Origin of the sequence: Amycolatopsis sp. FDAARGOS 1241 (genome assembly GCF_016889705.1) — a bacterium.
In the GTDB taxonomy this organism is placed as follows: domain Bacteria; phylum Actinomycetota; class Actinomycetes; order Mycobacteriales; family Pseudonocardiaceae; genus Amycolatopsis.
In genome coordinates this window covers 3918911-3941926 of record NZ_CP069526.1, presented here as the reverse complement: position 1 = coordinate 3941926, position 23016 = coordinate 3918911, and the positions used below count along the sequence as shown (strand labels likewise).

At 72.9% G+C, this 23016-nt stretch carries 28 protein-coding genes and 2 pseudogenes; 14 read left to right on the top strand and 16 right to left on the bottom strand.

Annotation, left to right across the window (positions count from 1 at the left end; all coding sequences use genetic code 11):
- Positions 1 to 16: 16 nt before the first annotated feature.
- The 4 genes from I6J71_RS19435 to I6J71_RS19420 all read left to right on the top strand — a co-directional run bounded on the left by I6J71_RS19435 (position 17) and on the right by I6J71_RS19420 (position 3212).
- On the top strand, positions 17 to 703 hold the full coding sequence (locus I6J71_RS19435) for an SDR family oxidoreductase (protein ID WP_204095996.1): 687 nt from the start codon (positions 17 to 19) through the stop codon (positions 701 to 703).
- The gene (locus tag I6J71_RS19430; RefSeq protein ID WP_204095995.1) at positions 694 to 1644 is read left to right on the top strand and encodes a glycosyltransferase family 9 protein; all 951 of its coding nucleotides are present in this window, start codon (positions 694 to 696) and stop codon (positions 1642 to 1644) included. The genes I6J71_RS19435 and I6J71_RS19430 overlap by 10 nt, the downstream gene beginning before the upstream one ends.
- The gene (locus tag I6J71_RS19425) at positions 1637 to 2956 is read left to right on the top strand and encodes a UDP-glucose/GDP-mannose dehydrogenase family protein (RefSeq protein ID WP_204095994.1); all 1320 of its coding nucleotides are present in this window, start codon (positions 1637 to 1639) and stop codon (positions 2954 to 2956) included. Before I6J71_RS19430 ends, I6J71_RS19425 begins: the two co-directional genes overlap by 8 nt.
- Before the next feature lie 76 nt (positions 2957 to 3032).
- The gene (locus I6J71_RS19420) at positions 3033 to 3212 is read left to right on the top strand and encodes a hypothetical protein (protein ID WP_204095993.1); all 180 of its coding nucleotides are present in this window, start codon (positions 3033 to 3035) and stop codon (positions 3210 to 3212) included.
- A 27-nt stretch (positions 3213 to 3239) separates the two neighbouring features.
- Here I6J71_RS19420 and I6J71_RS19415 read toward each other — a convergent pair whose 3' ends face one another.
- Positions 3240 to 4592, bottom strand: coding sequence for an aldehyde dehydrogenase (locus I6J71_RS19415; RefSeq protein ID WP_204095992.1), 1353 nt, complete (start codon positions 4590 to 4592; stop codon positions 3240 to 3242).
- A gap of 88 nt (positions 4593 to 4680) precedes the next feature.
- On the opposite strand from I6J71_RS19415, the gene I6J71_RS19410 reads away from it, so the two are divergent.
- The 3 genes from I6J71_RS19410 to I6J71_RS19400 are packed head-to-tail and all read left to right on the top strand — an operon-like array spanning position 4681 to position 7409.
- Positions 4681 to 6159, top strand: coding sequence for an HAD-IIIA family hydrolase (locus I6J71_RS19410; RefSeq protein WP_204095991.1), 1479 nt, complete (start codon positions 4681 to 4683; stop codon positions 6157 to 6159).
- Entirely contained in the window at positions 6156 to 7205 is a 1050-nt protein-coding gene (locus I6J71_RS19405) for a glycosyltransferase family 9 protein (RefSeq protein ID WP_204095990.1), read from the top strand. Before I6J71_RS19410 ends, I6J71_RS19405 begins: the two co-directional genes overlap by 4 nt.
- A gap of 42 nt (positions 7206 to 7247) precedes the next feature.
- Positions 7248 to 7409: a hypothetical protein gene (locus I6J71_RS19400; protein WP_204095989.1), complete on the top strand. Its 162-nt coding sequence runs from the start codon at positions 7248 to 7250 to the stop codon at positions 7407 to 7409.
- 50 nt (positions 7410 to 7459) lie between these two features.
- Here the strand turns inward: I6J71_RS19400 and I6J71_RS19395 are convergent, their stop codons facing one another.
- The gene (locus I6J71_RS19395; protein ID WP_204095988.1) at positions 7460 to 7789 is read right to left on the bottom strand and encodes a DUF3140 domain-containing protein; all 330 of its coding nucleotides are present in this window, start codon (positions 7787 to 7789) and stop codon (positions 7460 to 7462) included.
- Positions 7790 to 7908: 119 nt separating this feature from the next.
- Here I6J71_RS19395 and I6J71_RS19390 point away from each other — a divergent pair, with 119 nt between their 5' ends.
- Positions 7909 to 8169, top strand: a complete 261-nt coding sequence (locus I6J71_RS19390) for a hypothetical protein (protein WP_204095987.1) — start codon at positions 7909 to 7911, stop codon at positions 8167 to 8169.
- A gap of 62 nt (positions 8170 to 8231) precedes the next feature.
- A complete protein-coding gene (locus tag I6J71_RS19385) occupies positions 8232 to 8396 on the top strand; it encodes a hypothetical protein (protein WP_204095986.1) in 165 nt (54 codons plus the stop codon).
- An 89-nt stretch (positions 8397 to 8485) separates the two neighbouring features.
- On the opposite strand, the gene I6J71_RS19380 is transcribed toward I6J71_RS19385, so the two are convergent.
- Entirely contained in the window at positions 8486 to 9025 is a 540-nt protein-coding gene (locus tag I6J71_RS19380; RefSeq protein WP_204095985.1) for a nuclear transport factor 2 family protein, read from the bottom strand.
- A 192-nt stretch (positions 9026 to 9217) separates the two neighbouring features.
- On the opposite strand from I6J71_RS19380, the gene I6J71_RS19375 reads away from it, so the two are divergent.
- A complete protein-coding gene (locus I6J71_RS19375) occupies positions 9218 to 9511 on the top strand; it encodes a hypothetical protein (RefSeq protein WP_204095984.1) in 294 nt (97 codons plus the stop codon).
- A gap of 420 nt (positions 9512 to 9931) precedes the next feature.
- On the opposite strand, the gene I6J71_RS19370 is transcribed toward I6J71_RS19375, so the two are convergent.
- The 3 genes from I6J71_RS19370 to I6J71_RS19360 all read right to left on the bottom strand — a co-directional run bounded on the left by I6J71_RS19370 (position 9932) and on the right by I6J71_RS19360 (position 11782).
- Positions 9932 to 10279: an SDR family oxidoreductase gene (locus I6J71_RS19370; protein ID WP_204095983.1), complete on the bottom strand. Its 348-nt coding sequence runs from the start codon at positions 10277 to 10279 to the stop codon at positions 9932 to 9934.
- 31 nt (positions 10280 to 10310) lie between these two features.
- Complete coding sequence (locus I6J71_RS19365; RefSeq protein WP_204095982.1) at positions 10311 to 10910, bottom strand: VOC family protein; 600 nt, start codon at positions 10908 to 10910, stop codon at positions 10311 to 10313.
- 86 nt (positions 10911 to 10996) lie between these two features.
- Positions 10997 to 11782 carry an alpha/beta fold hydrolase gene (locus I6J71_RS19360; RefSeq protein WP_204095981.1) on the bottom strand — a complete coding sequence of 262 codons (786 nt, stop codon included), beginning with the start codon at positions 11780 to 11782 and terminating at the stop codon, positions 10997 to 10999.
- A gap of 80 nt (positions 11783 to 11862) precedes the next feature.
- On the opposite strand from I6J71_RS19360, the pseudogene I6J71_RS48425 reads away from it, so the two are divergent.
- A pseudogene (locus tag I6J71_RS48425) lies at positions 11863 to 12057 on the top strand (DUF6480 family protein); the annotation flags it as partial.
- Between the two features lie 53 nt (positions 12058 to 12110).
- Here the strand turns inward: I6J71_RS48425 and I6J71_RS19355 are convergent.
- The gene (locus tag I6J71_RS19355) at positions 12111 to 12320 is read right to left on the bottom strand and encodes a DUF2795 domain-containing protein (RefSeq protein WP_204095980.1); all 210 of its coding nucleotides are present in this window, start codon (positions 12318 to 12320) and stop codon (positions 12111 to 12113) included.
- Positions 12321 to 12453: 133 nt separating this feature from the next.
- Here I6J71_RS19355 and I6J71_RS19350 point away from each other — a divergent pair.
- A pseudogene (locus I6J71_RS19350) lies at positions 12454 to 12928 on the top strand (DUF4383 domain-containing protein).
- Between the two features lie 41 nt (positions 12929 to 12969).
- Here I6J71_RS19350 and I6J71_RS19345 read toward each other — a convergent pair.
- From I6J71_RS19345 to I6J71_RS48415, 4 genes are all read right to left on the bottom strand, one after another.
- Positions 12970 to 14250 carry an acetyl-CoA carboxylase biotin carboxylase subunit family protein gene (locus I6J71_RS19345; RefSeq protein WP_204095979.1) on the bottom strand — a complete coding sequence of 427 codons (1281 nt, stop codon included), beginning with the start codon at positions 14248 to 14250 and terminating at the stop codon, positions 12970 to 12972.
- A gap of 71 nt (positions 14251 to 14321) precedes the next feature.
- On the bottom strand, positions 14322 to 16352 hold the full coding sequence (locus I6J71_RS19340) for a CocE/NonD family hydrolase (RefSeq protein WP_204095978.1): 2031 nt from the start codon (positions 16350 to 16352) through the stop codon (positions 14322 to 14324).
- Positions 16353 to 16391: 39 nt separating this feature from the next.
- Positions 16392 to 16577, bottom strand: coding sequence for a hypothetical protein (locus tag I6J71_RS48420; protein ID WP_239155045.1), 186 nt, complete (start codon positions 16575 to 16577; stop codon positions 16392 to 16394).
- A complete protein-coding gene (locus tag I6J71_RS48415; RefSeq protein ID WP_239155044.1) occupies positions 16574 to 16810 on the bottom strand; it encodes a hypothetical protein in 237 nt (78 codons plus the stop codon). The genes I6J71_RS48420 and I6J71_RS48415 overlap by 4 nt, the downstream gene beginning before the upstream one ends.
- A 119-nt stretch (positions 16811 to 16929) precedes the next feature.
- On the opposite strand from I6J71_RS48415, the gene I6J71_RS19330 reads away from it, so the two are divergent.
- On the top strand, positions 16930 to 18015 hold the full coding sequence (locus tag I6J71_RS19330; RefSeq protein WP_239155042.1) for an FUSC family protein: 1086 nt from the start codon (positions 16930 to 16932) through the stop codon (positions 18013 to 18015).
- A gap of 150 nt (positions 18016 to 18165) precedes the next feature.
- Here the strand turns inward: I6J71_RS19330 and I6J71_RS19325 are convergent, their stop codons facing one another.
- The 3 genes from I6J71_RS19325 to I6J71_RS19315 all read right to left on the bottom strand — a co-directional run bounded on the left by I6J71_RS19325 (position 18166) and on the right by I6J71_RS19315 (position 19629).
- Positions 18166 to 18684, bottom strand: coding sequence for a DUF1360 domain-containing protein (locus tag I6J71_RS19325; protein ID WP_204095977.1), 519 nt, complete (start codon positions 18682 to 18684; stop codon positions 18166 to 18168).
- 24 nt (positions 18685 to 18708) lie between these two features.
- Positions 18709 to 19095, bottom strand: coding sequence for an SRPBCC family protein (locus tag I6J71_RS19320; RefSeq protein WP_204095976.1), 387 nt, complete (start codon positions 19093 to 19095; stop codon positions 18709 to 18711).
- 72 nt (positions 19096 to 19167) lie between these two features.
- Positions 19168 to 19629 (bottom strand): DUF6328 family protein, encoded by a 462-nt coding sequence (locus tag I6J71_RS19315; RefSeq protein ID WP_204095975.1) that lies wholly within the window; start codon positions 19627 to 19629, stop codon positions 19168 to 19170.
- 63 nt (positions 19630 to 19692) lie between these two features.
- Here I6J71_RS19315 and I6J71_RS19310 point away from each other — a divergent pair, with 63 nt between their 5' ends.
- Positions 19693 to 20145 (top strand): SRPBCC family protein, encoded by a 453-nt coding sequence (locus I6J71_RS19310; RefSeq protein ID WP_204095974.1) that lies wholly within the window; start codon positions 19693 to 19695, stop codon positions 20143 to 20145.
- Here the strand turns inward: I6J71_RS19310 and I6J71_RS19305 are convergent.
- Positions 20136 to 21719: an NAD(P)/FAD-dependent oxidoreductase gene (locus I6J71_RS19305; RefSeq protein ID WP_204095973.1), complete on the bottom strand. Its 1584-nt coding sequence runs from the start codon at positions 21717 to 21719 to the stop codon at positions 20136 to 20138. The genes I6J71_RS19310 and I6J71_RS19305 overlap by 10 nt on opposite strands.
- A 9-nt stretch (positions 21720 to 21728) precedes the next feature.
- Positions 21729 to 22799, bottom strand: coding sequence for an NAD-dependent epimerase/dehydratase family protein (locus I6J71_RS19300; RefSeq protein ID WP_204095972.1), 1071 nt, complete (start codon positions 22797 to 22799; stop codon positions 21729 to 21731).
- Positions 22800 to 23016 lie beyond the last annotated feature (217 nt).

The following is a 23016-nucleotide window of genomic DNA, read 5'->3' as shown; positions in this document are numbered from 1 at the left end:
AACCCGAAGGAGAGCGATGCGACCCCTCGGCAACGTCCTGATCACCGGTGGCGCCTCGGGCCTCGGCGCGGCCACCGTCGACGCCGTCCGCAAGGCGGGCGGCACCCCGTACGTCCTCGACCGCGTCCGCCCCGAAGACCCGGCCGAATACGCCGAAGCCGACCTCACCGACACCGCCGCGACCGAACGCGCCGTGCGCGACCTCGCCGAACGCGCGGGCGGGCTGGACGGCGTCTTCACGGCAGCGGGTATCGACGCGTGCGGCGCGCTGTCCGAAGTGCCGACCGACGAGTGGGAACGAGTGGTCAAGGTGAACCTGCTGGGCACGGCCGCCGTCGTGCGCGCCGCGCTGCCGTACCTCGAGCGCTCCCACGGCACCGTCGTCACCTGCGCGTCCACTTTGGGCATCAAGGCCGTGAGCGACGCGACCGCCTACTGTGCCGCCAAGTTCGGCGTCGTCGGCTTCACCCGCGCGCTCGCCGCCGAGCTGGCCGGACGGGTCGGCGTCACGCTGCTCATCCCCGGCGGCATGTGGACGCACTTCTTCGACAACCGCACCGACCAGTACAAGCCGCCACCCGACGCGAAGCTCAACGAACCGGAGCACACCGCGAGCACGGTCGTCTTCGCGCTGCAGCAGCCGCCCGGCTCGGAGGTCCGCGAGCTGGTGGTCTGCGCCTCCGAGGAGGGGTCGTGGCCGTGAGCGCCGCGATCCTGGTGCTGCGCGCCCTCGGCATCGGGGACCTGCTCACCGCAGTGCCCGCGCTGCGCGCACTGCACGAGGCGCATCCCGACGAACGGCTCGTCCTCGCCGCGCCCCGGGAGTTGCGCGACCTCGCGGAGCTGATCGATGCCGTCGACGAGCTCCTGCCGACCGCCGGGCTCGGCAAGCTGGCCTGGCCCGGCCCGCCGCCGAAGCTGGCGGTGAACCTGCACGGCAACGGCCCGGAGAGCATCCACGACCTGCTCGCGACCGAGCCGGGCAGATTGCTGACGCACCGCCACCCGGACTTCCCCGACGTGCCCGGGCTCGAGTGGCGTGCCGATGTGCACGAGGCCGACCGCTGGTGCCGGCTCGTGGAATACGCCCATCTCGAAGCCGACCGCTCCGCGCTCCGGCTGCCCGCGCCGCCCGGCCCGAGCCCGGCACCGGGCGCTGTGGTGGTCCACCCCGGAGCGGCGTTCCCGGCCCGGCGCTGGCCACCCGAGCGCTTCGCCCGCGTGGTGCGGGACTTGGCGCAGGACGGCCACCGGGTCGTGATCACCGGCAGCGCGGCGGAGCTCGACCTGGCCCGCGGCATCGCCCGAGACGCCGGACTCCCGCATGACGCGATCCTCGCGGGCGCGACAGACCTGGCCGAACTGGCCTCGCTGGTCGCCGAAGCGGCACTGGTGATCTGCGGCGATACCGGCGTCGGACACCTGGCGACCGCCTTCGCCACACCTTCGGTCCTGCTGTTCGGGCCCACCCCGCCGAGGCTGTGGGGCCCGCCACCCGACGCGCGGCAGCATCGGGTGCTCTGGAGCGGCGACGTCGGCGACCCGCACGGGAACCGGCCCGACGAGGGACTCCTCCTGCTCGGCGAAGACCGCGTACTCGCCGCCGCGCGGTCGGCGCTGGCCGCGCAGGTGCGGCATGGGTGAACACGTCGGCGTCGTGGGTGCGGGCTATGTCGGACTGACGAGCGCCGCGTGCTTCGCGCACCTCGGCCACCGAGTGACCTGCGTGGACATCGACGAGTCCAAAGTGGACAATTTGGCCCGAGCGGAGGTGCCGATCTCCGAACCCGGTCTTCCCGAACTGGTGGCCGAGGGCCTCGCCGACGGCACCCTCGCGTTCACCGCCGACGACACCGCCCTCGCCGAGTGCGGGATCGTCCTCCTGTGCCTGCCGACCCCGCCCGACCACGAAGGCAAGCCCGACCTCGGTGTCCTCGAAGACGTCGTGCCTCGACTGGGCCGGCTCCTCGCGCCGGGCGCCGTCGTGGCGACGAAGTCGACCGTGCCGGTCGGCACCGCGGCCCGGCTACCGGATCTGCTGCGCCGCACCGACCTGTCCGTCGTGAGCAATCCGGAATTCCTCCGCGAAGGGCATTGCGTCGACGATTTCCTGCGTCCCGGCCGCGTGGTCGTCGGTACGGATCCGCCGGGTTCCGAGGCGGCCCGGCGGATCGAGCGGCTGTACGACCCGACGCGCGCGCCGGTCGTGCGGGCGGACACCGCCAGCGCTGAACTCGCGAAGTACGCCAGCAACGCCTTCCTGGCAGTCAAGCTGTCCTACGTGAACGTGCTCGCCGAACTGTGCGAACGGTTCGGCGCCGACGTCGGCGAGGTCGCCCGGACGATGGGCCTCGACTCGCGCATCGGCCCGGAATTCCTCGCGCCCGGCCCCGGCTGGGGCGGCTCGTGCCTGCCGAAGGACACCACGGCCCTGCTGCACGCGGCCGGTTCGGCAGGCGTGGACTTCGGCATCCTTCGCGACGCCGTGCGCGTCAACGCGCGCCAGCGGGCCCGCGCGGTGCGGACGGTGCGCGAAGCGGTCACCGGCTCTCCCTGGGGTGCCCTGTCCGGCGCGCGGATCGGCGTGCTGGGCCTCGCGTTCAAGGCGGGCACGGGCGATCTGCGCGACTCGCCCGCCCTGGCGATCGCCACCGAACTGGCCCGCCGCGGAGCCGAAGTCACCGCGCACGACCCGGCCGTCGGGCCCGGCCCCGGGCTCGACGCGCTGCAGGTGGTCGACGACCCCTACCTGGTCGCCAAAGACGCCGCCGCGCTTGTGGTGCTCACCGAGTGGCCCGAGTTCCGTGACCTCGACTGGGCCCGGCTCGCCGCGGCGACGGCGCGGCCGGTCGTCGTCGACACCCGCAACCTCCTGGACTCCGGGCAGCTGGCCGAAGCGGGGTTCACGCACCTGCCCGTCGGCCGGCGACACCCGGACGCTGCTCCTTTCGGGTGACATTGGGACCGGGCGGGAATGTGGTCCAGACCGCTGGGTACGCGGTCCGGACCAGCCCGACCGACGAGGAGGCCCCGTGGCCAACCGGATGATGATCAGCCAGGAAAGCCAGCCCATCCCGTGCGAAGACTGCGGGCAGCCGACCCTGCACGTCGCCCGGCTCGTCGCCGGCGACGGCCAACTGCTCGGGCAGACGATGGTGTGCACCGAGTGCCACCGCCGCCGGAACGAGAACGGATCCGGCGTGACGACGTAGCCGCAGCTTCCGCGCCGCGTGCCGGGGTCAGGGGCCCGGTGGCGCCACGTGCACGACCTTGGTCTGGGTCATCTCGTCGAGCAGTTCGGGTCCGTAGCCATAGCCGTTCCCGCTGTGGCGGCGCGGGTGCGCGGCACCGCCGGGCGCACCGCCGAACACGGCGTTGACCTTCACCGTGCCCGCCGGCAGTTCCCGCCAGGCGTGCTGGGCGCGGGACATCGAGCCGGTCAGCACCGTCGCCGCGAGCCCGTAGTCGCCGCGCGCGGCTTCGGCGAGGCCGTCCTCGAAGCTCCGGACCACCTGCACGGGCGCCACCGGACCGAACGTCTCCTCGGTCAGCACGCGCAGTCCGGCCGTGCAGTCCGCGAGGACAGTCGCCGGGTAGTGCGCACCGGGCCCGTCCGGCACCGCTCCCCCGGCCAGCGCTCGGGCGCCGCGAGCCAGGGCGTCCTCGACGTGGGAGTGCACGTGCTCCCGGTGGCGCCGGTCGACCAGCGGCGCCAGGGTGCGCGCTTCGGCCTCCCGCACCAGCTCGGTCAGGAACCGCTCGGCGATGGCCTCGTGCACGTAGATCCGTTCCACCGCGACGCAGATCTGCCCCGAGTTCGCGAACGCGCCGAGCGCCGCCTGCGCGGCCGCCCACGCGGGATCGACGTCCTCGTCGACGACGAGCGGGTCGTTGCCGCCGTTCTCGAGCAGCGTCTTCGCCCCGGTGGCCGCAGCGCTCGCGGCGATCGAACGGCCTGCCGCGACGCTGCCGACGTGGGCGATCACGTCGACGTCGTCCCGCATCGCCAGGATCGCCCCGACGCCGCCGTCGCCATGGAGGGTCTGGCACACGCCGCCGGGCAGCACGCCGGCGAGTACATCGTCCAGCAGCGCGCCCGTGTGCGGTGCCCGTTCGCTCGGCTTGTGCACCACGGTGTTCCCGGTGACCAGGGCGGCACCGAGCAGTCCACAGGCGACCGCGACCGGATCGTTCCAGGGGGTGAGCGCCACGATGACACCCCGCGCCTCGGGCACCATCAGGTCCGTCGCGTCGAAGTCGCCCAGCAAGCTGCGCCCGCGGTGCACCGGGCCGAGTTCGGCGTACTGGTCCAGTGTGCCCGCACCGGCGAGCACTCCTTCCACTGCTTCGCCCCTCGGCCGCCCGGTCTCGGCCTCGTTGAGCGCCGCCAGTTCGTCGGCGTGCACTCGCAGCCGCGCCGCCGCGGCGTGCAGCAGCTTCCCGCGCTCAGCCGCCGGCGTACGCGCCCAGCCGGGCCACGTCCGGTTGGCCACGGCGAGAGCGGCGTCGACGTCCGACTCCGTGGCGGTGGGCACGGTGCCCACCACCCGTCCGTCGGCGGGGTTCCGGATTTCAATTGTCCCGGCGGTCACTCCGCACCTCCTTCCTTTCCCGCCCGGTTACCCGCCGGCAGCAGTTCGACACCCGTTTGTCCCGGCCCGCACCGGGTAGCCCGCTGCGGTGACTGCTTCGCCCGACTACGCCGTCGTGATCCCCACGACCGGCCGCGACACCCTGCGCCCGCTGCTCGAAACCCTCCTGCACGGCGACGGCCCGCGACCAGCAGAGGTCATCGTCGTCGACGACCGCCCCGGCGGCGCCCCGCTGACCGTTCCGCCCGGTGTCCGCGTGCTGCGCTCCAGTGGCCGCGGCCCGGCAGCCGCGCGCAACCTCGGGTGGCGGACCGCGGCCGGCGAGTGGATCGCCTTCGTCGACGACGACGTCGTGCTCGCCGCTGACTGGCCGCGGCAGCTCGCCAAGGACCTGATGCCGCTGCCGCCGGAGGTCGCCGCGTCGCAGGCGCGCATCACCGTGCCGCTACCGGCGGACCGGCGCCCGACCGACGATGAGCGCGGCACGGCCGGGCTCGAGCACGCCCGGTGGATCACCGCGGACATGGCCTACCGGCGCAGCGCGCTCGTCGAAGCGGGCGGGTTCGACGAACGCTTCCCGCGCGCGTTCCGCGAAGACTCCGACCTGGCGCTGCGCGTGACGCTGAAGGGTCACCGCATCGTGCGCGGGGACCGGATCACCACGCACCCCGCGCGGGCCGCCGGGTTCTTCGCCAGCGTGAAAGCGCAGCGGGGCAACGCCGACAACGCTCTGATGCGCGCCAAGCACGGTGCGCTGTGGCGGCAGCGCACAGGTGAAGGCCGCGGCCGCCTCGGCGAGCACGCGGTGTCCACCGTGGCCGGTGTGGCCGCGGTCGCCTTCGCGGCGCGCGGACTCAAGGGCAAGGCGCTGCTCGCCGCGAGCGTCTGGGCCGGGCTCACGGCGGAGTTCGCGGCCCGGCGCGTGCTCGCGGGCCCGCCGAAGCCGGGCGAAGTGGCGCGGATGGCCGTCACCAGTGCCCTCATCCCCCCGGTCGCTTGCTACCACCGGCTCCGTGGCGCGATTTCCGCCCGGCGCCGCCGTCGGCCCGTCGCGGTGCTGTTCGACCGCGACGACACGCTGATCACCGATATCCCCTATCTCGACGACCCAGAGGGCGTGCGGCCGGTGCCCGGTGCCGCCGACGTGATCCAGAGGTTGCGGGATCACGGCATTCCCGTCGGCGTGGTGAGCAACCAGTCCGGGGTCGCGAAAGGACGGATCACGCCCGAGCGGCTCGAGGCGGTGAACACCCGCGTCGAGGAACTGCTCGGACCCTTCGGCACGTGGCAGGTCTGCGTCCACGACGACGGCGACGGCTGCGGCTGCCGCAAGCCCGCGCCGGGACTGATCCTGCGAGCCGCGTCGGACCTCGGCGTCGATCCCGCGTCGTGCGTGGTCATCGGGGACACCGGTGGGGACGTCCGGGCGGCGCTGGCCGCAGGCGCCCGCGCGGTGCTGGTGCCGACCGACCGCACACTCGACGTCGAAGTCGCGCATGCCCGCCGGTACGCCGCCGTCGCCCGGGACCTGTCCGAAGCACTGCGCGTGGCGGGGGTCGCCGCATGACCCACGTCCTCATCGCGCGCCAGGACAACCTCGGCGACGTCCTGCTCGCCGGGCCCTGCGTCCGGGCCGTCGCCGCGGGCGCGTCCCGGGTCACCCTGCTGACCGGACCGAACGGACGAGCCGCCGGTGAGCTGCTGCTGGGGGTCGACGACTTGATGACGTGGCTCGCGCCGTGGATCGACCCGCAACCCCCGCCCGTCACAGCGGCCGGCACCGGGGCTTTCGTGCGGGAGGTCCGGCAGCGGGCGCCGGACCGGGCGTTGATCCTCACGTCGTTCCACCAGTCCCCGTTGCCGCTCGCGCTGCTGCTGCGCCAGGCCGGCGTGCCGTGGATCGGCGCGATCTCCGACGACTACCCGGGCAGCCTGCTCGACCTGCGCCACCACGTCGACGGTGATCCGCCCGAGGCCCTGCGCATGCTGTCGCTCGCCGAGGCGGCCGGGTACCGGCTGCCCGAGCACGACCACGGCGGCCTGGCGGTGCGCCGGCCTCTTCCGAACACCACGAGACTGACCGGCGGTGGGCCGTACGTCGTCGTGCACCCGGGCGCGTCCGTCCCGGCGCGGCGCCCCTCGGCGGAGTGGAGCCACCGGCTTGTGCGGGCGCTCGTCGCTCGCGGATACCGGGTGGTCGTGACGGGCAACCGGGCGGAGCGCGAGTTGACCAGGCGCGTGGCCGGGCACGCGGCCGTCGACCTCGGCGGGCACACCCCGCTGGCCGAGCTCGCGTCGGTGCTGACCGGCGCGCAGGTCGTGGTCGCGCCCAACACCGGAGCCGCCCACCTGGCCGCCGCCGCCGGGACGCCGGTGGTGTCGCTGTTCGCGCCGGTCGTGCCCGCCGCGCGCTGGGCTCCGTACGGGGTGCCGGCCGCGCTCCTGGGCGACCAGCACGCGCCCTGCCGCGGCAGTCGCGCGCGCACCTGCCCGGTGCGCGGCCACCCGTGCCTCGAAGCGATCGACCCCGCGGAGGTCTGTCGCGCGGTGGCCGAGCTCGCCGAACCCGAGCCGGCCGCGGTGGCCGGGTTTCCGGCGTCGGTCACCGGGTAACCGCAGTCGAGTGTTCCCGTCCCGACCAGGCTGGAGGTGTTCATGCCGCGCGAGAGCGACCAGCATTCGCCCCGTGTGGACGACGAGCTGAAGTCCGAGCTGCAGGGCACGCTGAAGGGCAACGGGCCCACCCGCGCCGAAGACTGGCGCGATCCGGAACTCTCCGCCGACGACGACGAACCCGCGCCGCCGCCGACGAGCTGAACCTCGCATTGGTGGCAGGCCCGCCGCCCCCGCCACCAACCGCGTACCCCTCAGCGCACGGGTTTGAGCGGGTCGTGGCCCAGCGACATCAGGCGCCGGCGCCAGTGGGCCTCGCCGGCCACCGGTTCGAGATCCTCGCGGCGTTCGGCGTGCACGCGGTCCACCACGGCGCGCATCACGGCCTCGTCCGCGGAGTCCACATCGGACTTGCGCTTCCCGAGGATCGCCAGGACGTGGTGCCCCTTCGGCGTGCCCGCCTGGTCGGGCAGCGGCTCGTCATCAGTGCCTGCTTCACGGGTGCGCAGCCAGTCGGCGAGTTCGCGCGACGTCATGTTCACCACCCGGTGGAACTCCGTCCACAGGACCTCGTCCACAGCCATGCCGATCACCTCCCGGTCGTCGTCTTCCCGGGCATACCCGCAGCCACCCGGCCGGCAAACGGGTAACCGGCGTGCACGCGGGTAGTCGTTCACCAACGGCCGACGCACGAGGAGGAGCCATGCTGGACGAACGGGACAGCCGTGCCCTGCGGGACATCGAAGCCGAGCTGCGACCCCAGTCTTTCACCACCCGCGCGTTCGCCGTGCGGGTTCTGGCCGAGCGCATCAGCTGGCTCGCGGTGCTCTTGTTCGCCGAAGTCACGGCGGTGCTCGCCCTCGTGACCGGCGTGTTCGCCGGCCGTGGCGGCCTTGCCTTCGCCGGCTTCCTGACCGGGTGCGCGCTCGCAGTGGTCCACACCGTCCGAGTGAAGCGCCGATGAATTTTCTTGCCGCGACGGCGGGGATCAGGAATCGTTGTCCTGTCAAGAGAACGGAGGCTGCCATGAAGGAGCAGACAACCCGGGACACCGAGACGGTCCCCGTCCCCGCCCCGCGCCGGACCCACTTCGGCCACCCGACCGGCGAGAAGCGGCGCCGAGTGGCCAACGAGATCCGCGTCGCGGCGCAGCGCGCGGGACGCGAGTGGCAACAGCCGGAAACCGACTGATCACCATCCGATCAGCACCGCCGCGCACCCGGTTGATCACCACCCGCTGATCAGGACCGGCCCGAACCACGTGGATCGCCACCCGCTGATCACACCGGCAGCACCCGGCTGAGCACCGTCCGCTGGCCACCACTGGCGGAACCGGCCGATCGAGCCACGACCTGCACCGCCCGGCGCGGCGCCGGCGGGAAACCCGCCGAGCCGCCCGCGCCGATCGGCACCGGCTGACGGGAGTGCTCGCCACGAGCGAGCATCCCCACCCCGACCCGCCCCCAGTACACCCGGTGGTGCGCGATCACCCCGTCGCGCACTTCCATCGCCCTCGACGAGGTCCAGCTGCTCCCCGTCGGGCGCGGCCCGCGGTACCCCCAGTGCAGGCGTGCACCATCGGTGACGTAGCCAGTGCGGTAGCGGCGCCGCTTGGCGGGCTGGTGCGCGAACACCTTTTCGACGAACTCCCGCAGGTTGCCGCGGCCGCGGGCCACCCCCTCGTCCGTGCCCAGCAGGGGGCAGACGAGCGGGCTCTCCAGCGTCGCGTCCTCGGCGTACAGCGCCATCGCCGCGTCGACGTCCTCGGCCCCCAGCGCGCCGTCCCACGCGGTGAAGATGTGCTCGATGTCCGTGGTCATGATTGCTCTTCCGGATCGGCACCCCCGTGCCACGCTGGGCCGATGACCGACCCGGTGCCCGACCGCGACCTCGCGCCCGTCGCGTCCTGATCGGCGACCCGACGCGCATCCGCATCCTCGCCGCGCTCGCCGCGGGCCACGCCCTGCCGGCCGGGGAGCTCGCCAGCCCGCGCCGGCGTCCGCCCGGGCACCGTGAGTGACCACCTGCACCGTCTCGTCGACGGCGGCCTGGTGGTGGTCCGCGCCCAGGCCGGGCACCGCTACCACGCACTCGCCGGTCCGCGCGTGGCCGCCGTCGTCAAAGCACTGGCACAGCTCGCGCCGGCGGCCCCGGTCCGTTCGCTGCGCACCCACCACGCCGCCAAGGCGCTCACCGAAGCCCGCACCTGTTACGACCACCTCGCCGGCCGCCGCGGCGTCGAACTGCGCGAGCACCTCCTGGCTGCCGGTGCCCTGCGCCTGCTCGACGTGGCGACCACGCCTTGACACCCCACCGGCGAGACGCTCATGCGCGACCTCGGTCTCGACGTCGCCTGAGCCCGCGGCGGGTATCCGCCCGCAGCTGCGTGGACTGGACCCAGCGCCGCCCGCACCACGCCGGCGCCCTGCCCGCCGCGATCACCGCCCACTTCGTCACGCTCACCCGTTCGCCGGTAGTCGGCCGCCGCGTGGTCAGCTCGCGCAGTTCGGCCCGTTCGACGGGCGGATCTCGCTCAACACCGCCCACCAGGGCCGCATAGTCGCAAATGGACAGACAGTGCTACCGAAGCGGATTCCACGCAGTTGCGCGAGGTTCCCGGTCACCGCGCCCGAAACCGTGCACGACCACCCCACCACGCCGGGAAAACGCGTTCACCCGGTCCTGCCGCACCACCCGTCACACCGGAGTCAGAAGACGAACCGGAGTCAGAAGACGAACTGCTGCCCGCCGTCGATGTCGTAGGTGGCGCCGGTCAGGGCGGTGTTGGTCATGAGGTGCACGGCGAGCGCGGCGACGTCGCGGGGGCCCACCACGCGGCCGATCGGGAGGCGTTGGCTCAGTTCGGCGCGGCGGGCGTCCAGGTCGTCGCCGAGCAGCGACGCCGACAGCGGCGTGTCGACGAAGCCGGCGGCTTTCTCGAGGCGTTCCTCGTTGCGCCCGGTCAGGACGACGTTCGCGCCCTCCGCCAGCGCGCGCCGCGCCGTTTCCAGTCCGATGCCGGCGCTGCCGCCGATGAGGACCACGGTCTGGCCGGCGAGTTCCCCGTCCGTCATGATCTCCTCCGCCTCGGTTCCGGGCCGGTGCTCAGGTCGGCAGTTCCGTCCCGGCTCGTTCGGCGACCGCGTACTCGGCGTACCAGTCGGGCCAGTTCGCGTCGTACTCGCCGGTGCGCTTCTCGTGCTCACCGTGCGCGGCCTCCGCGCGGCGCAGGGCGGCGGCCAGGTCGCTGACCGATGAGAACGCCGTCTCGGCCGCCTCCACTCGGCCCGGCAGCCGGCTCGTGATCTCCTGCAACAGCCACCGATTGCCGTCCGGGTCGGCGAACGCCGCGCGCGAGCGGTACGTTCCGCGGTCCGGGTCGAGCCCCGGCTCCCGCCCGTCCGGCCCGCCGTGGAAGATCTCGCCGACCTCGACCCCGGCGGCAACCAGCGCGTCCCGCGCCGCGACGATGTCCGCGACGACCAGATACCCCATGCGCGAGCCGGGCTCGGCGTCCGTCAGGTTCGCCCCGAACTGCACCGAACACGCCGACCCGTGCGGCGTGAACTGCACGATCCCGGGCGGCGTCTCGTCCAGCCGCCACCCGAGCCGCTCGTAGAACTCCTTCGCGCGTTCGACGTCGGCGACGGGAACCACGAGCACCTCGATCTTCATGTCGACGCGCTGCAAGTCGTCAGTGCTCATCAGCCCTCCTCGTGGCAGGCAAACGCCCACAGTAGCCGCTGGGCCGGAGTGGAAGGTTCGCGTTGAAAATCCTCCGCCGGGCCGCATCAGCCTTGGCTGACCAGCCATCGGGTGATCCGCGCCGCCAGCACATCCGGTTCGTGCACCGGGATGCTGTGGTGCGTCGCGTTGTCGAGGAGTTCCGCGGTGACCGCCGGCTGGTGCGCGGCGCGCTCGGCGACCCGGCGCGGGTCGTGGGCTCTGCCGTCGGCGGCGATGAGCACGAGGGTCTGAACGGTGAGCCCCAGGAGGTTCGGGCGCCGGGGGAAGACGATGTGCGGGGAGGGCAGGTCGGCGACGGCGCGCACGAGCCGCAGCCAGTCGGGATCGAGAGGGCGGCCGGTGGTTTCCCAGCGGAGGAAGCTTTCCTGGCGCCGGCCCGACGGGCGGAGCATCAGCGGGACGGCCCGGATGCGGTAGGGCAGGCTCAGCCCGGTGAAGCAGTCCGTCGGGTCGAGCAACGCCAGCCGGGACACGGCGGCCGGGTGGCGGAGCGCGTAGTTGAGGGCGAGCCACGCGCCATAGGAGTGCGCGCACAGCACGACCCGGCTGATCTCCAGCCGGGCGAGGACGGCGTCCACCCACGACATCAGGTCGTCGAGAGTCCGCGCGGTGCCGGGGAGATCCACGGCGTACACCCGCCCCGGCAATCGGCCGGCGACGCCGAACCAGGAGGCCGCCGTGGCCCCGCTGCCGGGCAGCAGCACGATCGGGTCGCCCTCACCGCACGCGATCACTCGGGTTTCGCCCAGCCGCGTCGAAACCCAGCTCACCGAGGCCGGCGCCGACCACTTCGCGACAACCGCTTCGAACGCCTCCTCGAGCACCCCCATACAGGCCACCCTACGCGCTTAGCCCCGCCACCACGCGGTAGTCCGGGAGCTTGAGGACGACCACGGAGAGGTGATCAGCCATGACCGCACCCGGCCCCGAACCCGACGAAGTGCCCGGCCTGGAACCGGGCGGCTCCGTTGCCCCGGGCGACACCCCACCGGACGCCGGCCAGACCTCCGGCCTGTCCCACCCGCAGCCGATGCCGTCGCGCAAGATGCCCACCGCGTGGCTCGTGGTCCTGGCGATCGTCGTACTGGCGGTGGCGGCGTTTTTTCGTGCTGCTGGCGCTCGATTACGTGTGAGCGAAGGAGGGGCCGGGTCTCCCTCTCACCCGGCCCCTTGCCGTCGGCTGCCGCCGATCTCCTTGCCCACGCGGCTCGGACCTTCGTAATCCCGGTCGAAAGTCCACTTCAGCAGCTCGAGCGTTCGCTCGTCCGCACCGTTGTCCTTCGCGGCCGTGACCAGCTCGTCGCGGCGGGCGGGGTAGTCCACTCCCGCCAGGTACTTCTGCACCTCGATCGGGTTCGCGTTCGCCATGTCTCCTCCTTCGACTGATCCTCCCGGCGAACGCGGCGGCTACCCGGTGCCCGCGCCCGCAAACCCCGGCGGCGGCATCGTTTGCCCCGCACTTCGCCGGCTGGCCGGTCGCCCGACGAACGGAGCAACCTCGATGAGCGAGGAGAAAGCACCCACCTCCCGGCGACCGGTCCAGGTCGTCACCGCGACCGTGGCGCTCGGCTTCATCCCCGGCCTCACGGCGCACCACGGGGACCTCCGCTTCGCCGGGCCGCATTCGGGCGCGCAACTGTTCGGCGTCTTCGGCGTGTCGATCCTGCACGACCTCGTGCACGTGCTGTTCGGCGTCGTCGGCCTGGTGGCGGCCCGGGCTCCCGGAGGAGCCCCGCGCGTTCCCGATGATCGGCGGACTGGTGTACCTGGTGCTGTGGATCTACGGTGCCACGACCGCCGATCAGAGCGCGGCGAACTTCGTGCCGCTGGACCACGCCGACGACTGGCTGCACCTCGGGCTCGGCGCCGGCATGATCGTGCTGGGCCTCGCCTGCACCGTGGTCGAACGCGCCCGGGCCCAGTGCCCGCCGACGCGGCGCTACGTGGGCAACCCGAAGCAAACGTCCCGAACCTGAGCCATCCGGTGGCACCGCCACGAGCCGGTGCCACCGGCCGGTCAGGCCGCATCGCCGAATTCGAAGTGCAGTTCGTCGACGCAGGTGCGGTACTTCTCCTCCATCTCGTTCTCCGTCCGCGCGCCGATGATCAGCTGCGCGAGCTCGAACGAGTAGCTGTCCTGCTCCGGCAGCTCCGAGAGCCAGTGGCCCTCCGCCGGCGACACGCTGATCCGGACCCCCTCGACCTTCTCCTCCAGAGCCGAGATTTCTTCCGCCGTCGGCACGCGCTTCACCACCGCGTCACCGGAGAACCGGCGCAGGTACCAGCGGCCGGCAATCTGGTACGGGCCGGCACCGAGGCGGTGCCGCGGCGGCTGCCCGAGGCCCAGCCGGACCATCACGTCGTGGTTGGCCATCCCGTCGACCAGTTCGAAAAGCTCTGCGTGCGACTGGGAGTGCCGCGGGTTGATCTCCAGCAGGCACACCTGGCCGGACTGCGGGTCGCAGAAGAACTCAACGCTGAAGGTGCCGTTGTCGAAGCCGATCCGCTCCATCACCCGCCGCGCGACGTCCTTCATGCGCTGCCCCACCTCCTCGGGGAGCTGGGACGGGTACTGGTGGCGCAGGAACGAGGAACTCTCCGGGTAGTCGACCGAATCGAGCGCCGCGTACACCGTCACTTTCCCCTGGTACGCGTATCCCTCGACGGCGGCCTGCACGCCGTGCAGCGCGTCTTCCGCGAGGCAGGCCGCCCCGCCCACCTCGGCGATTTCCCGCGGCAGCGCCACCTTGCCGAGCACCTCCTCGAACGGATCGCCGACGCGGCCGACACCCGCCCGGATCTCCGCGACGGCGCCGGAGAACTCCTCCTCGTCGGCCACGCGGAACGCCAGCTCGGAGGAAAACGACTTGACCGGCTTGAGCCACGCGGGGAACGACACGTCTTCGGGCAGGCGGGGCTCGGCATCGTCGAGGTCGACGACGCCGAAGTGCGGCATCTCGTCGATCACCGCGCGCTGCTCCAGACGGCTCCAGTACTTGTGCTCGCACTTCAGGATCGCTTCGAGCGGCACGTGCGGCAGGCCGTGGAGTTCGCACAGCAGCGGAACCAGCGTCGCCGCTGGGAAGTCCCAGAAGGTGACGATCGCGTCGACGGGGCCGTCGAACGCGTCGAGGACCTGCTCGGCTTTGTCGAGCAGGTCGGCGATGTCGATGTCGCCGTGCTGCAGCTCGTCCGGCGTCAGCAGGCCGTGAAAGGTGTGGTTCTCGGCGTCGGGCAACCGTTCGAGCACTCGCGCGTTGTCGGCGTCGAGCCCGATCACGAAGATGTTCGCCGTCATCGGTCCGCAGCTCCTGTTCGTCCGGTGTTTTCGTCGCCACCGGATGCCCCGCCACCGCGGCGGCAAACGCTTCACAGCAGATCCCGGGGCACCCTCCGGTGCCAGTTGCGGGACACGATCCGGCGGCCGCCGGTGTAGGCGTCCAGTCGCGCGTCGATCACGAACTCCGTGGGAGTGCACGAAACCCGGGTGCTCGTCTCGCTGCGCGCCGACCACTCACCCCGCTCGAAGGTGACGTCCCACGTCGTCTCGGCCACCGGCGAGCAGAAGTCGTCGGCGACCCACGTGTAGCGCTCGTGCACGTCGCGGGCGACGGTGAGGTCGATGTCGTCGTACCGCACCGTGCCGGAGTTCTTCACGATGTCCAGCGCGGAGTGGTATGCGACCAGGTCCCGCGACACCTCCCACCGCTGCTCCGGTGGCGTCAGCTGCGTCGTCCCCAGGGGCGCCGTGCCTTCCGGCTCACCGAAGGGGTTGTCCGCCACTTCGTCGGATTCGGCCACCGGCCGGACCGGCAGGGTGAGCACACTTCGTCCGGTGTGGACAGACAAGGTCACCGGCTCCGGCGGCGGCCACGCCAGCGGCCAGTACGAAGTGGACAGTGAAAGCCGGATCCGGTGCCCGGCCGGGAAAGCCTGGGCGACGCCGTTCAGCTCGAACTCCACTTCGCACACCTCGCCCGGCTCCATCGGCCGGGGTTCTTCGTGGCCGTCGCGGTGGGTGAGGTTCAACAGTCCGTAGGTGACCCGGGTGGCCCGCCCGTCGGGGGCCACATCGGACAGGCGCGCGGCCACCATCGCCACCGGCCGGTCCGCCGACAGCGCCAGGCGCACCCGAGGCGCGCCGAGGATTTCGCAGCGCTCGGTCAGCACGTCCGTGTCGAACACCAGCGAACCGCCGTCCTCCTCGCGCTGGTCGTACGGCAGGTCCGGCGGGGCGCTGTAGGAAGCCCACTTCCCCGAGAACTGTCCCACCGACAGAGGGGACGACACCGGCAGCACCTCGTCCGGCACGCGCTCGCCCGGCCGTGCGATGCGGTGCGGCGCCAGCGCGTGCTCCGACGGGCGCACATGCGGCGACGGCCACCGCGTCTCCCCGACCCACCGCCCGGGCCGGTCCTCATACGACGTCGACGGCGGCACGCTTTCCTGCAGCCACGTCCGCACCATCGGTCCGTCCAGCACGCCGTTGTCCGCATCCTTGAGCCAGTGGTCCCACCAGCGCACCACTTCCTGCAGGTAACCGATCGCCGGCCCCGGCTCGCCGAGGTGCGGGTACTTGTGCGACCACGGGCCGATCAAGCCGAGCCGCGGCACGTCGAGGTGGGCCATCAGGCGCGTGACGGCGTTCGAGTAGCCGTCGGCCCAGCCGCTGGAGGCCAGCACGGGCACCTGGACGTCGCGGTAGTCCTCCGACACCGACGCGTGGCGCCAGTACTCGTCGCGGCGCTGGTGGCGCAGCCACTGCTCGGCCCACAGGCTGCAGCCCTCGAGCCGCTCGCGCCACATCCGCTCCCAGCGCTCCCCCACCAGCGCGGGATCCGGCGGCAGCGTCGAATCGGAGAACATCGTGCCGGACTCGGCGACGTTGTCCGAAAGCAGGCAGCCGCCCATGTAGTGCATGTCGTCGGCGAAACGGTCGTCGGTGAACGAGGAGATCACGATCGCGCGCAGGCTCGGCGGCTTGCGCGCGGCCACCTGCAGCGCGGCGAACCCGCCCCAGGAGATGCCCATCATGCCGGTGACTCCGCTGCACCACGGCTGATCCGCCAGCCACTGCAGCACGTCTTCGGCGTCGCGTTGCTCGGACTCGAGGTACTCGTCCACCAGCACCCCTTCGGATTCGCCGGTGCCGCGGATGTCGACGCGGACGCACGCGTAGCCGTGGCCGGCGAGGTAGGGGTGGTGGATCGAGTCACGCACCGAGGTGAGGTCGCGTTTGCGGTACGGGATGTACTCCAGGATCCCGGGTACCGGCAGTGACTCCGACCCGGCCGGCCGCCAGATCCGCGCCGCCAGCCGGATCCCGTCCGACACGGGGATCTCCACGTTCTCGTCCTCGATGATCTCATACGGCAGTGCTGCGAGCGCGCGAGTACCCATGGACTTCCGCGTACCCCGGCCGGCCGGCTCGAAACACGGTCAGCGGCGCGGCGCGAAGCTCCCGCGGCGGCGCCGCAGCGCAACCGTCAGCGAGATGACGGTGAAGATCGCCAGCAGCACACCGACGACGAAGGCATTGGTCCGCACCGCGTCACGGTGGCCATCGGGTGGGTAGCCGAACGCGAACGGCGCCGCGATCAGCCAGCACGCGACGAGCAGGTTCACCACGCCCAGCCAGCGCAGCGGGTCCGGCAGCGCCAGCCGAGCGAGCGCCACGGCCGCGATGACGACGCCGCACACCAGAACCCCGCGGCGCCGGCGAGGGTGAACGAGTACGTGAACACGAACGCGGCGATCACCAGCCACACCCCGGACAACAGCTCGGCGGTGAGCGGCATCCTGCTCTCGCGCAGCTTCTGGTCACCGGGGTCGAGCGGCGACCCGGCCGTGTGCTTCATCCGCCTGCACCCCTTCCTGCGCCGTTTCCCCGCGGGTGCCCCGCCGGACCGGCCGGCAAACGCCCGGTTTCCCGCCGCAGTGCCGGGGTAGGCCACGCGGGAACCCGGAAGGAGACCGCATGGACTTCACCGCGCCGCTCGTACGCCGGCTGGGCCGCGCCGCCGGCGCACGGATGCTCTCGGCCCGGTGGGCGGTCGTGCAGACGGCCGTCGCGGTCAGCGCGTCGTGGTTCCTCACCCACGACCTGCTGGGCCACCCCCAGCCGTTCTTCGCGCCGATCGCCGCGGCGGTGTCGCTGTCGGCGAGCGACGTGCTGCGCGGGCAACGTGCCGTCCAGCTGATGACGGGCGTGGCGCTGGGCATCGCCATCGGCACCGTGGTACAGGCCGTCGCCGGAACCGGGGCCCTCGCGTTCGCCCTCGCGGCGCTCGTGGCGATGTACGCGGCGCTGGCCGTCGGCGGCGGGATGTTCGGCCAGGGCCTCATGTTCGTCAACCAGACGACGGCGTCGGCCGTGCTCATCCTCGCGCTGCACAAACCCGGCTCGGGCACCGAGCGCCTCGTCGACGCCCTCATCGGCGGCGGGGTGGTCGTGGTGATCGGCGTCCTGCTGCTGCCGGCCGATCCGGACCGCCTGCTGCGCGAGGCCACGCAACGGCTCTTCACCGGATTGCGCGACGCCCTCACCGACCTCGCCGGCCAGCTCGCCGAAAACCGGCCCCGCCGCACCGGCGACGAGCCGGCCGCCTGGGAACTCGAAGTCGGCCAGCGCATCCACGGTGACCTGGCCGCGCTGGCCCAGGCGCGCAAGACCGCGCGGCACGTCGTGTTCATCGCGCCGCGCCGACGGCCGCGGCGTGACCGGGTCCGCCGAGCCGCGGCCCAGAGCGAACGGCTGACCTTGCAGGCCAACGCCGTGCTCAGCCTCGTCCGGATCACCGGCGCCGCGCTGGCCGCCGGCGAACACCTTCCCCCGCCCTTCCACGACGCGGTCACCGCGCTGGCCGAGGCCTGCGGCGCACTGGCCGGAGTGGGCGGTGCCGACTCCGCGCGGGCCGCGGCCGACCGGGCTCTGTGCTTGCTCGAACCGCTGGGCGACACCGCTGCAGGCTTCGGCGGTGCGGCGATCCACGCGGCGCGGGCGGGTGCCCGTGATCTCCTCGCGGCCGTGCGGCCGGTCGAAGCGGGTATCCGCGGGCGATGAGCCCTGCCCACTGACCGGCCCACGTGATCGCCGCCGGGCCGGCGTACCCGAACCCGGGCAACCCGAGTACCGACGGTGCCGCCACCCGGCCCAAGCCGAGTGAGCACGCCGACTGGCCGGTTCGTCCGGCCCGGGGAACCGGCAGACGCATCAGAGCTCGGCGAGCTTCTTCGCGCTGTCGTAGAGCAGGTGGGCCACATCGGCGCCGGCCAGGGCCGTCAGGAGGGTCAGGGCGAGGCGGGTCGCCCGCGGTGCCGCGACCAACCCCGCCGTCAACCCCGTGCCGACCCACACGTCGAGGCAGAACGGGCAGGACAGCAGCTCCCCGACGGCGTGCTGCGGCCCGGAGACGGGGACGGACTCGTTCAGCTCGTCCTCACCGGCCGGGCCTTCGAACCGCGTGAAAGGCGCACGCAGAGGGCTGGTCACCGTCGCCTTGGCCAGCGTGCGAGAGCCCTTGAAGGTCGCGAGCGCGAGCAGAGCGAGGTCGCCGGGACTCCACCGGCGCGGCAGCTTCACGCCCGCCACCCGGCCGAGCGCGCCCAGCGCGCCGACTGTACCGGCGTAGGCGCCCAGCGCACCGAGATAGCCTGCCAGCGGCCGGTCTTCCCCGGCGGAGTATCGCGCGCGGATGCGCCGCAAGGCGGGGCCTGGTCCGTCCCTGGTCATGAGGTCTCCTTCCGCGGTACTGCGTCAGCCGTTGCCGGTGACGAGGTTCGCCAGCCGCCGCAACGACTCTTCCACCGTGCTCTGCACGTCCTCGGCCGCGCCCGGAAAGGCGACGTTCAGCGTCGCGAGGCTGCTGTCGTCGCCGGCCGACGTGACCTGCAGCCACCCGCGGTGCACGTCAGTGCGGCGACCCCACTCGAGCCGCAGCCGGTCCCGCTGCGCGGTCAGCACCACCGGCGGCCGATCGGCTCCGTCGGGTGAGTGCACGTCGACGTCGAGGCCCGGCGGCTCGCCCTCGTGTACGACGGCACGGCCCGGCAGCCACGCGTCGAGCTGTCGGGTGTCCGCAGCCACCGAGTACACGTGCGCGGCGGAGCCTGCCATCCGGCGGCGGCCTTCGAACTCGGTCATCGCCAGCCGGTTACCCGGCCCGCCCGCGGGTAACCGTGGTCGTGGAACGGAAGGAGCCGCCGATGCCCGACGTCAGTCGCGCCGCCGGAGCACCCGCGGGACCACCGCCCACAGGATCGCGAACAGCGCCAGCACGAGCCCGGCCACGGCCACCATCGCCCCCGGGCCGTACACGACCTTCACGATCAAGGCGACCGTGGTCGTGATCGCGAGCCCCAGGCACGCCAGGCCGGCCACGACCACTCGGTTGCCCGTCGCGACGATGTCCTCCCGGGCACCCGTGCGGAACAAGACCCGGTGCCAGGCGGCGGGCGCGGCCAGCAACGCGGTCGCGGACACCGCGAGCAAGACGGCGCTGAGATGCAACCCCTTTTCGAATCCACTCGCGGCGTGGAACTGCGAGGTGAACACCACCGTCAGCAGGAATCCGAAGAGGATCTGCACCCCGGCCTGGGCCACGCGCAGCTCCTGCAGGAGTTCGTTCACGTTCCGGCCGAGTTGCTCATTATGGGTCTCGCCGGTGCGGGACTTCACCCGTTCCAGTGTAGGCAGACCCGGGTTCCGCGGCAGCGCGGCAAATCCGCCGAGGAGGCAGTGATGATCGAAGTCAGCCGCGTGGTCCAGGCTGCGCCCGCCACCGTGTTCGCGGTGCTGGCGGACGGCTGGATGTATTCCGGGTGGGTCGTGGGCAGTTCCCACATCCGCGACGTCGACGCCGGCTGGCCCGCCGTCGGCAGCCGGTTGCACCACAGCGTCGGGGTCTGGCCCCTGCAGCTGCGGGACACCACGATCGTGCACGCCCTCGAGCCCGGCTCGGCCCTCACCCTCGAGGCTCAGGGCTGGCCGCTCGGCACCGCCGAGGTGACCGTGACCCTGTCCGGACACAATGGACAGACACTGGTCCGCATGGGCGAGCGGGCGTTACGAGGTCTGGGGAAGCTGCTGCCGGAGGCGGTCCAGGGCCTCGTGCTGCGGCCCCGCAACCGCGAGTCGCTGGCCCGCCTCGCCGCCCTCGCCGAAGGCCGTGAGCGGCGGACCGGTCAGCCGTAGAGCGCTCGGTGCGCGGCACGGATCAACGTCGCGTATCCGCCGCCGAGTGCGCCGTTGCGGGCCAGCGCCGCGCGGGCTGCGTTGGCGCCGGGTCCGCCGTGCACCGCGCCGCCCGGGTGGGCCGACGCACCGGCGAGGTACAGGCGGTCGACCGGGGTGTCCGCCCGGCCGAGGCTCGGCACGGGCCGGAAGAACAGCTGCTGGTGGATGGCGGTGGTGCCCCCGTTGATCGCACCGCCCACGAGACTCGGGTCGTGGGCGGCGAGCTCGTCCGGCCCCTGGACGTACCGCGCGATGATGCGGTCGCGGAACCCGGGTGCCTGCCGCTCGATCGAGTCCTCGAGCCCCTCTGCTTGCCGCGCCAGCGACGAGGAGGTCGCCACCGAACCGCGCGGCACGTGCGTATACGCCCACACGGCTTCCGTCCCGGCCGGTGACCGGGTGGGGTCCGCGGTGGTCATCTGCCCGAGCAGCAGGAACGGCCGCCTCGGCACGCAGCCCCGCGCCAGCTCCCCGCCGAACGCCGCGAGCCCGTCTTCGTCGCAGCCCAGGTGGATCGTCCCGGCCCCCGCCACTTCCGGCGCCGTCCACGGCACCGGGCCGGTCAACGCCCAATCGACCTTCACCGTCGCGCTGTCCCATTCGAACGCGTCGAGGTCCCGCAGCAGCCGCGCCGGCAACCATTCGGGTGCGACGAGCCGGCCGTACAACGCCGGTGCCGGCACGTCGGCCAGCACCGCCCGGCGCGCCCGGACCGCTGATCCGTCGGCGCAGCGGACGCCGGCCGCACGCCCGTTCGCCACCAGTATCTCCGTCACCTCGCGGCCACAGTGGACCGCGCCCCGCTCGCCCAGCCGCCGCAGCAGCGCCGAGACGAGTTCGCCCGCGCCGCCTTCGGGCACGGGGAAGCCGACGTCCTGCGCCAGCATCGCCAGCAGCCAGCCGAAAACCGCGCTGCCCGCGTTGTCCACGGACAGATCGCTGTGCGCGGCGTTGCCCGCGAGCAGCAGCCGCGCGCCCTCGCCGGCGAACCGTTCGGCCGTGAACCGCCGGGCGGGCAGCGTGAGCATCCGGGCGAGCCGCACCGCGTCGGCGGTACCGGTGCGCCGGAGCAGCTTGACGGCGGGCCGCACCGGTGGGAACGGCGTGAACAGCGCGTCCAGCAGCCGGTCTCGCAGGCCTTGCCACTGCGCGAACAACTCGCGCCACGCGTCCCCGTCGCCGGGGGCGAACCGCGCCACCGACCGGGCCGTGCGGTCGACGTCGCGCGACAGCACCGCGCACCGGTTGTCCGGCAGCACGTGGGCGAGGACGTCCGGCGCGTGCCGCCAGCGCAAGCCGTGCTCTTCCAGCCGCAGCCCGCGCATGATCGGCGACGCGGCCGACATCGGGAAGAAAGCGCTGCACAGGTCGTTGCGGAAACCGGGGGCGGTCACCTCGGCGGTGCGCACTGCGCCGCCCGGCGTGTCGGTGGCTTCCAGGACCAGCACGTCCCACCCGGCGTCCGCCAGGAGGTTCGCGGCGACCAGGCCGTTGTGGCCGGCTCCGACCACGATCGCGTCGACGGTCTCCACCGCGCCTCCTCAGGCCTGCGACTGGTGCGTCGGGCGCATGCGCGTGACCCCCCGCAGCCGCGATCGCGCGCCGGTGCGGGCGCGGGCCAGGGGTGGCGACGCGCCCGCGGCGTGCTCCCGGAGGCCGGCGACGAGTTCCGCGAGCGTCGCCGCCGTGGTGTGCCGGGGCTGCCAGTCCAGGACCACCTCGGCGCGCGTGGTGTCCACGAGCGCCGCGCGGTCAGCCAATTCCAGCCAGCCCGGGTGCAGGGGCTGAAGGCCCGCCGTCCACGCGACGCGCGCGACGAACCGCGCGAACGGTTTCCTGATGGGCACCCGCAGCCGGCCGAACAACCGGGCCAGGGCGTCGGCGTCGAGCACGTCCGGCGCCGCCAGGTTGAACGGGCCGGTGGCGCGCCGCTCGAGGATCAGCCGCAGGGCTTGGGCCACGTCGTCGGCGTGGACGGCCTGCGCGCGCAGGCCGTCCCACAGCGGCACCGGCAGCAGCCGGCCGCCGAGCACCCCGGGCGGGACGACCGGCCCCAGCAGCCACCGCGTGAACTCCCCCGCCGCAGACCGTTGCAGCACCGCACACGGGCGGATCCGGGCCAGGCCGACCTCCGGGTGCGCGGCGGTGAACAGGTCGAGCACCGTCTCCAGTTCGGACTTGCCCCTGCTGTAAGCGCTGGCCGGGATGCCGGTGCACGGCCAGGTCTCGGGCACCTTCTCGGCACGTGGTGCCGGCCCGTAGGCCGCCACCGACGACGCGCACACGACGTGCTGGACCGCGGCCTTCGCCGCGGCGGCGAGCACGTGCCGGGTGCCGTCCCCGTTGGTGCGCGACATCGGCGGGTCGTCCCAGGCCGGCGAGATGGCCCAGGCGAGGTGCACGACCGCGTCGGCGCCGTCGAACGCGCGTGCCAGAGCTTCGTCGGAACCGGGTTCGCCGACGTCCAGCTGCAACCACGAGGCGCCGGCGTACGGCTCGGCCGTCAAATCGGGGATCCGCCGCGAAACGCCGGTGAGCTCCCAGCCCTCGGGCAGCTGCCGCAGCAGAGCCGTGCCGATGTTCCCGCTCGCGCCGGTGATCACGATTCGCACGTCCTCCGGCTACCCGGGGAACCCGCCGCGAAACCGTTTGACCGCAGCGCGCCCCGGGTAGTTCACCGCTTTTCCCGCCAGAGCCAGTGCCAACAGGGTTGCGCCGAACACGACGCGAACGGGGAGAGAGGACCCGTGGCGCGCCCCATCGACGGACCGGCTGATCCGGATCCGTGAAGCCCCTGAGGAGGACCGGGCACACCGGCTGCCGGTCGTC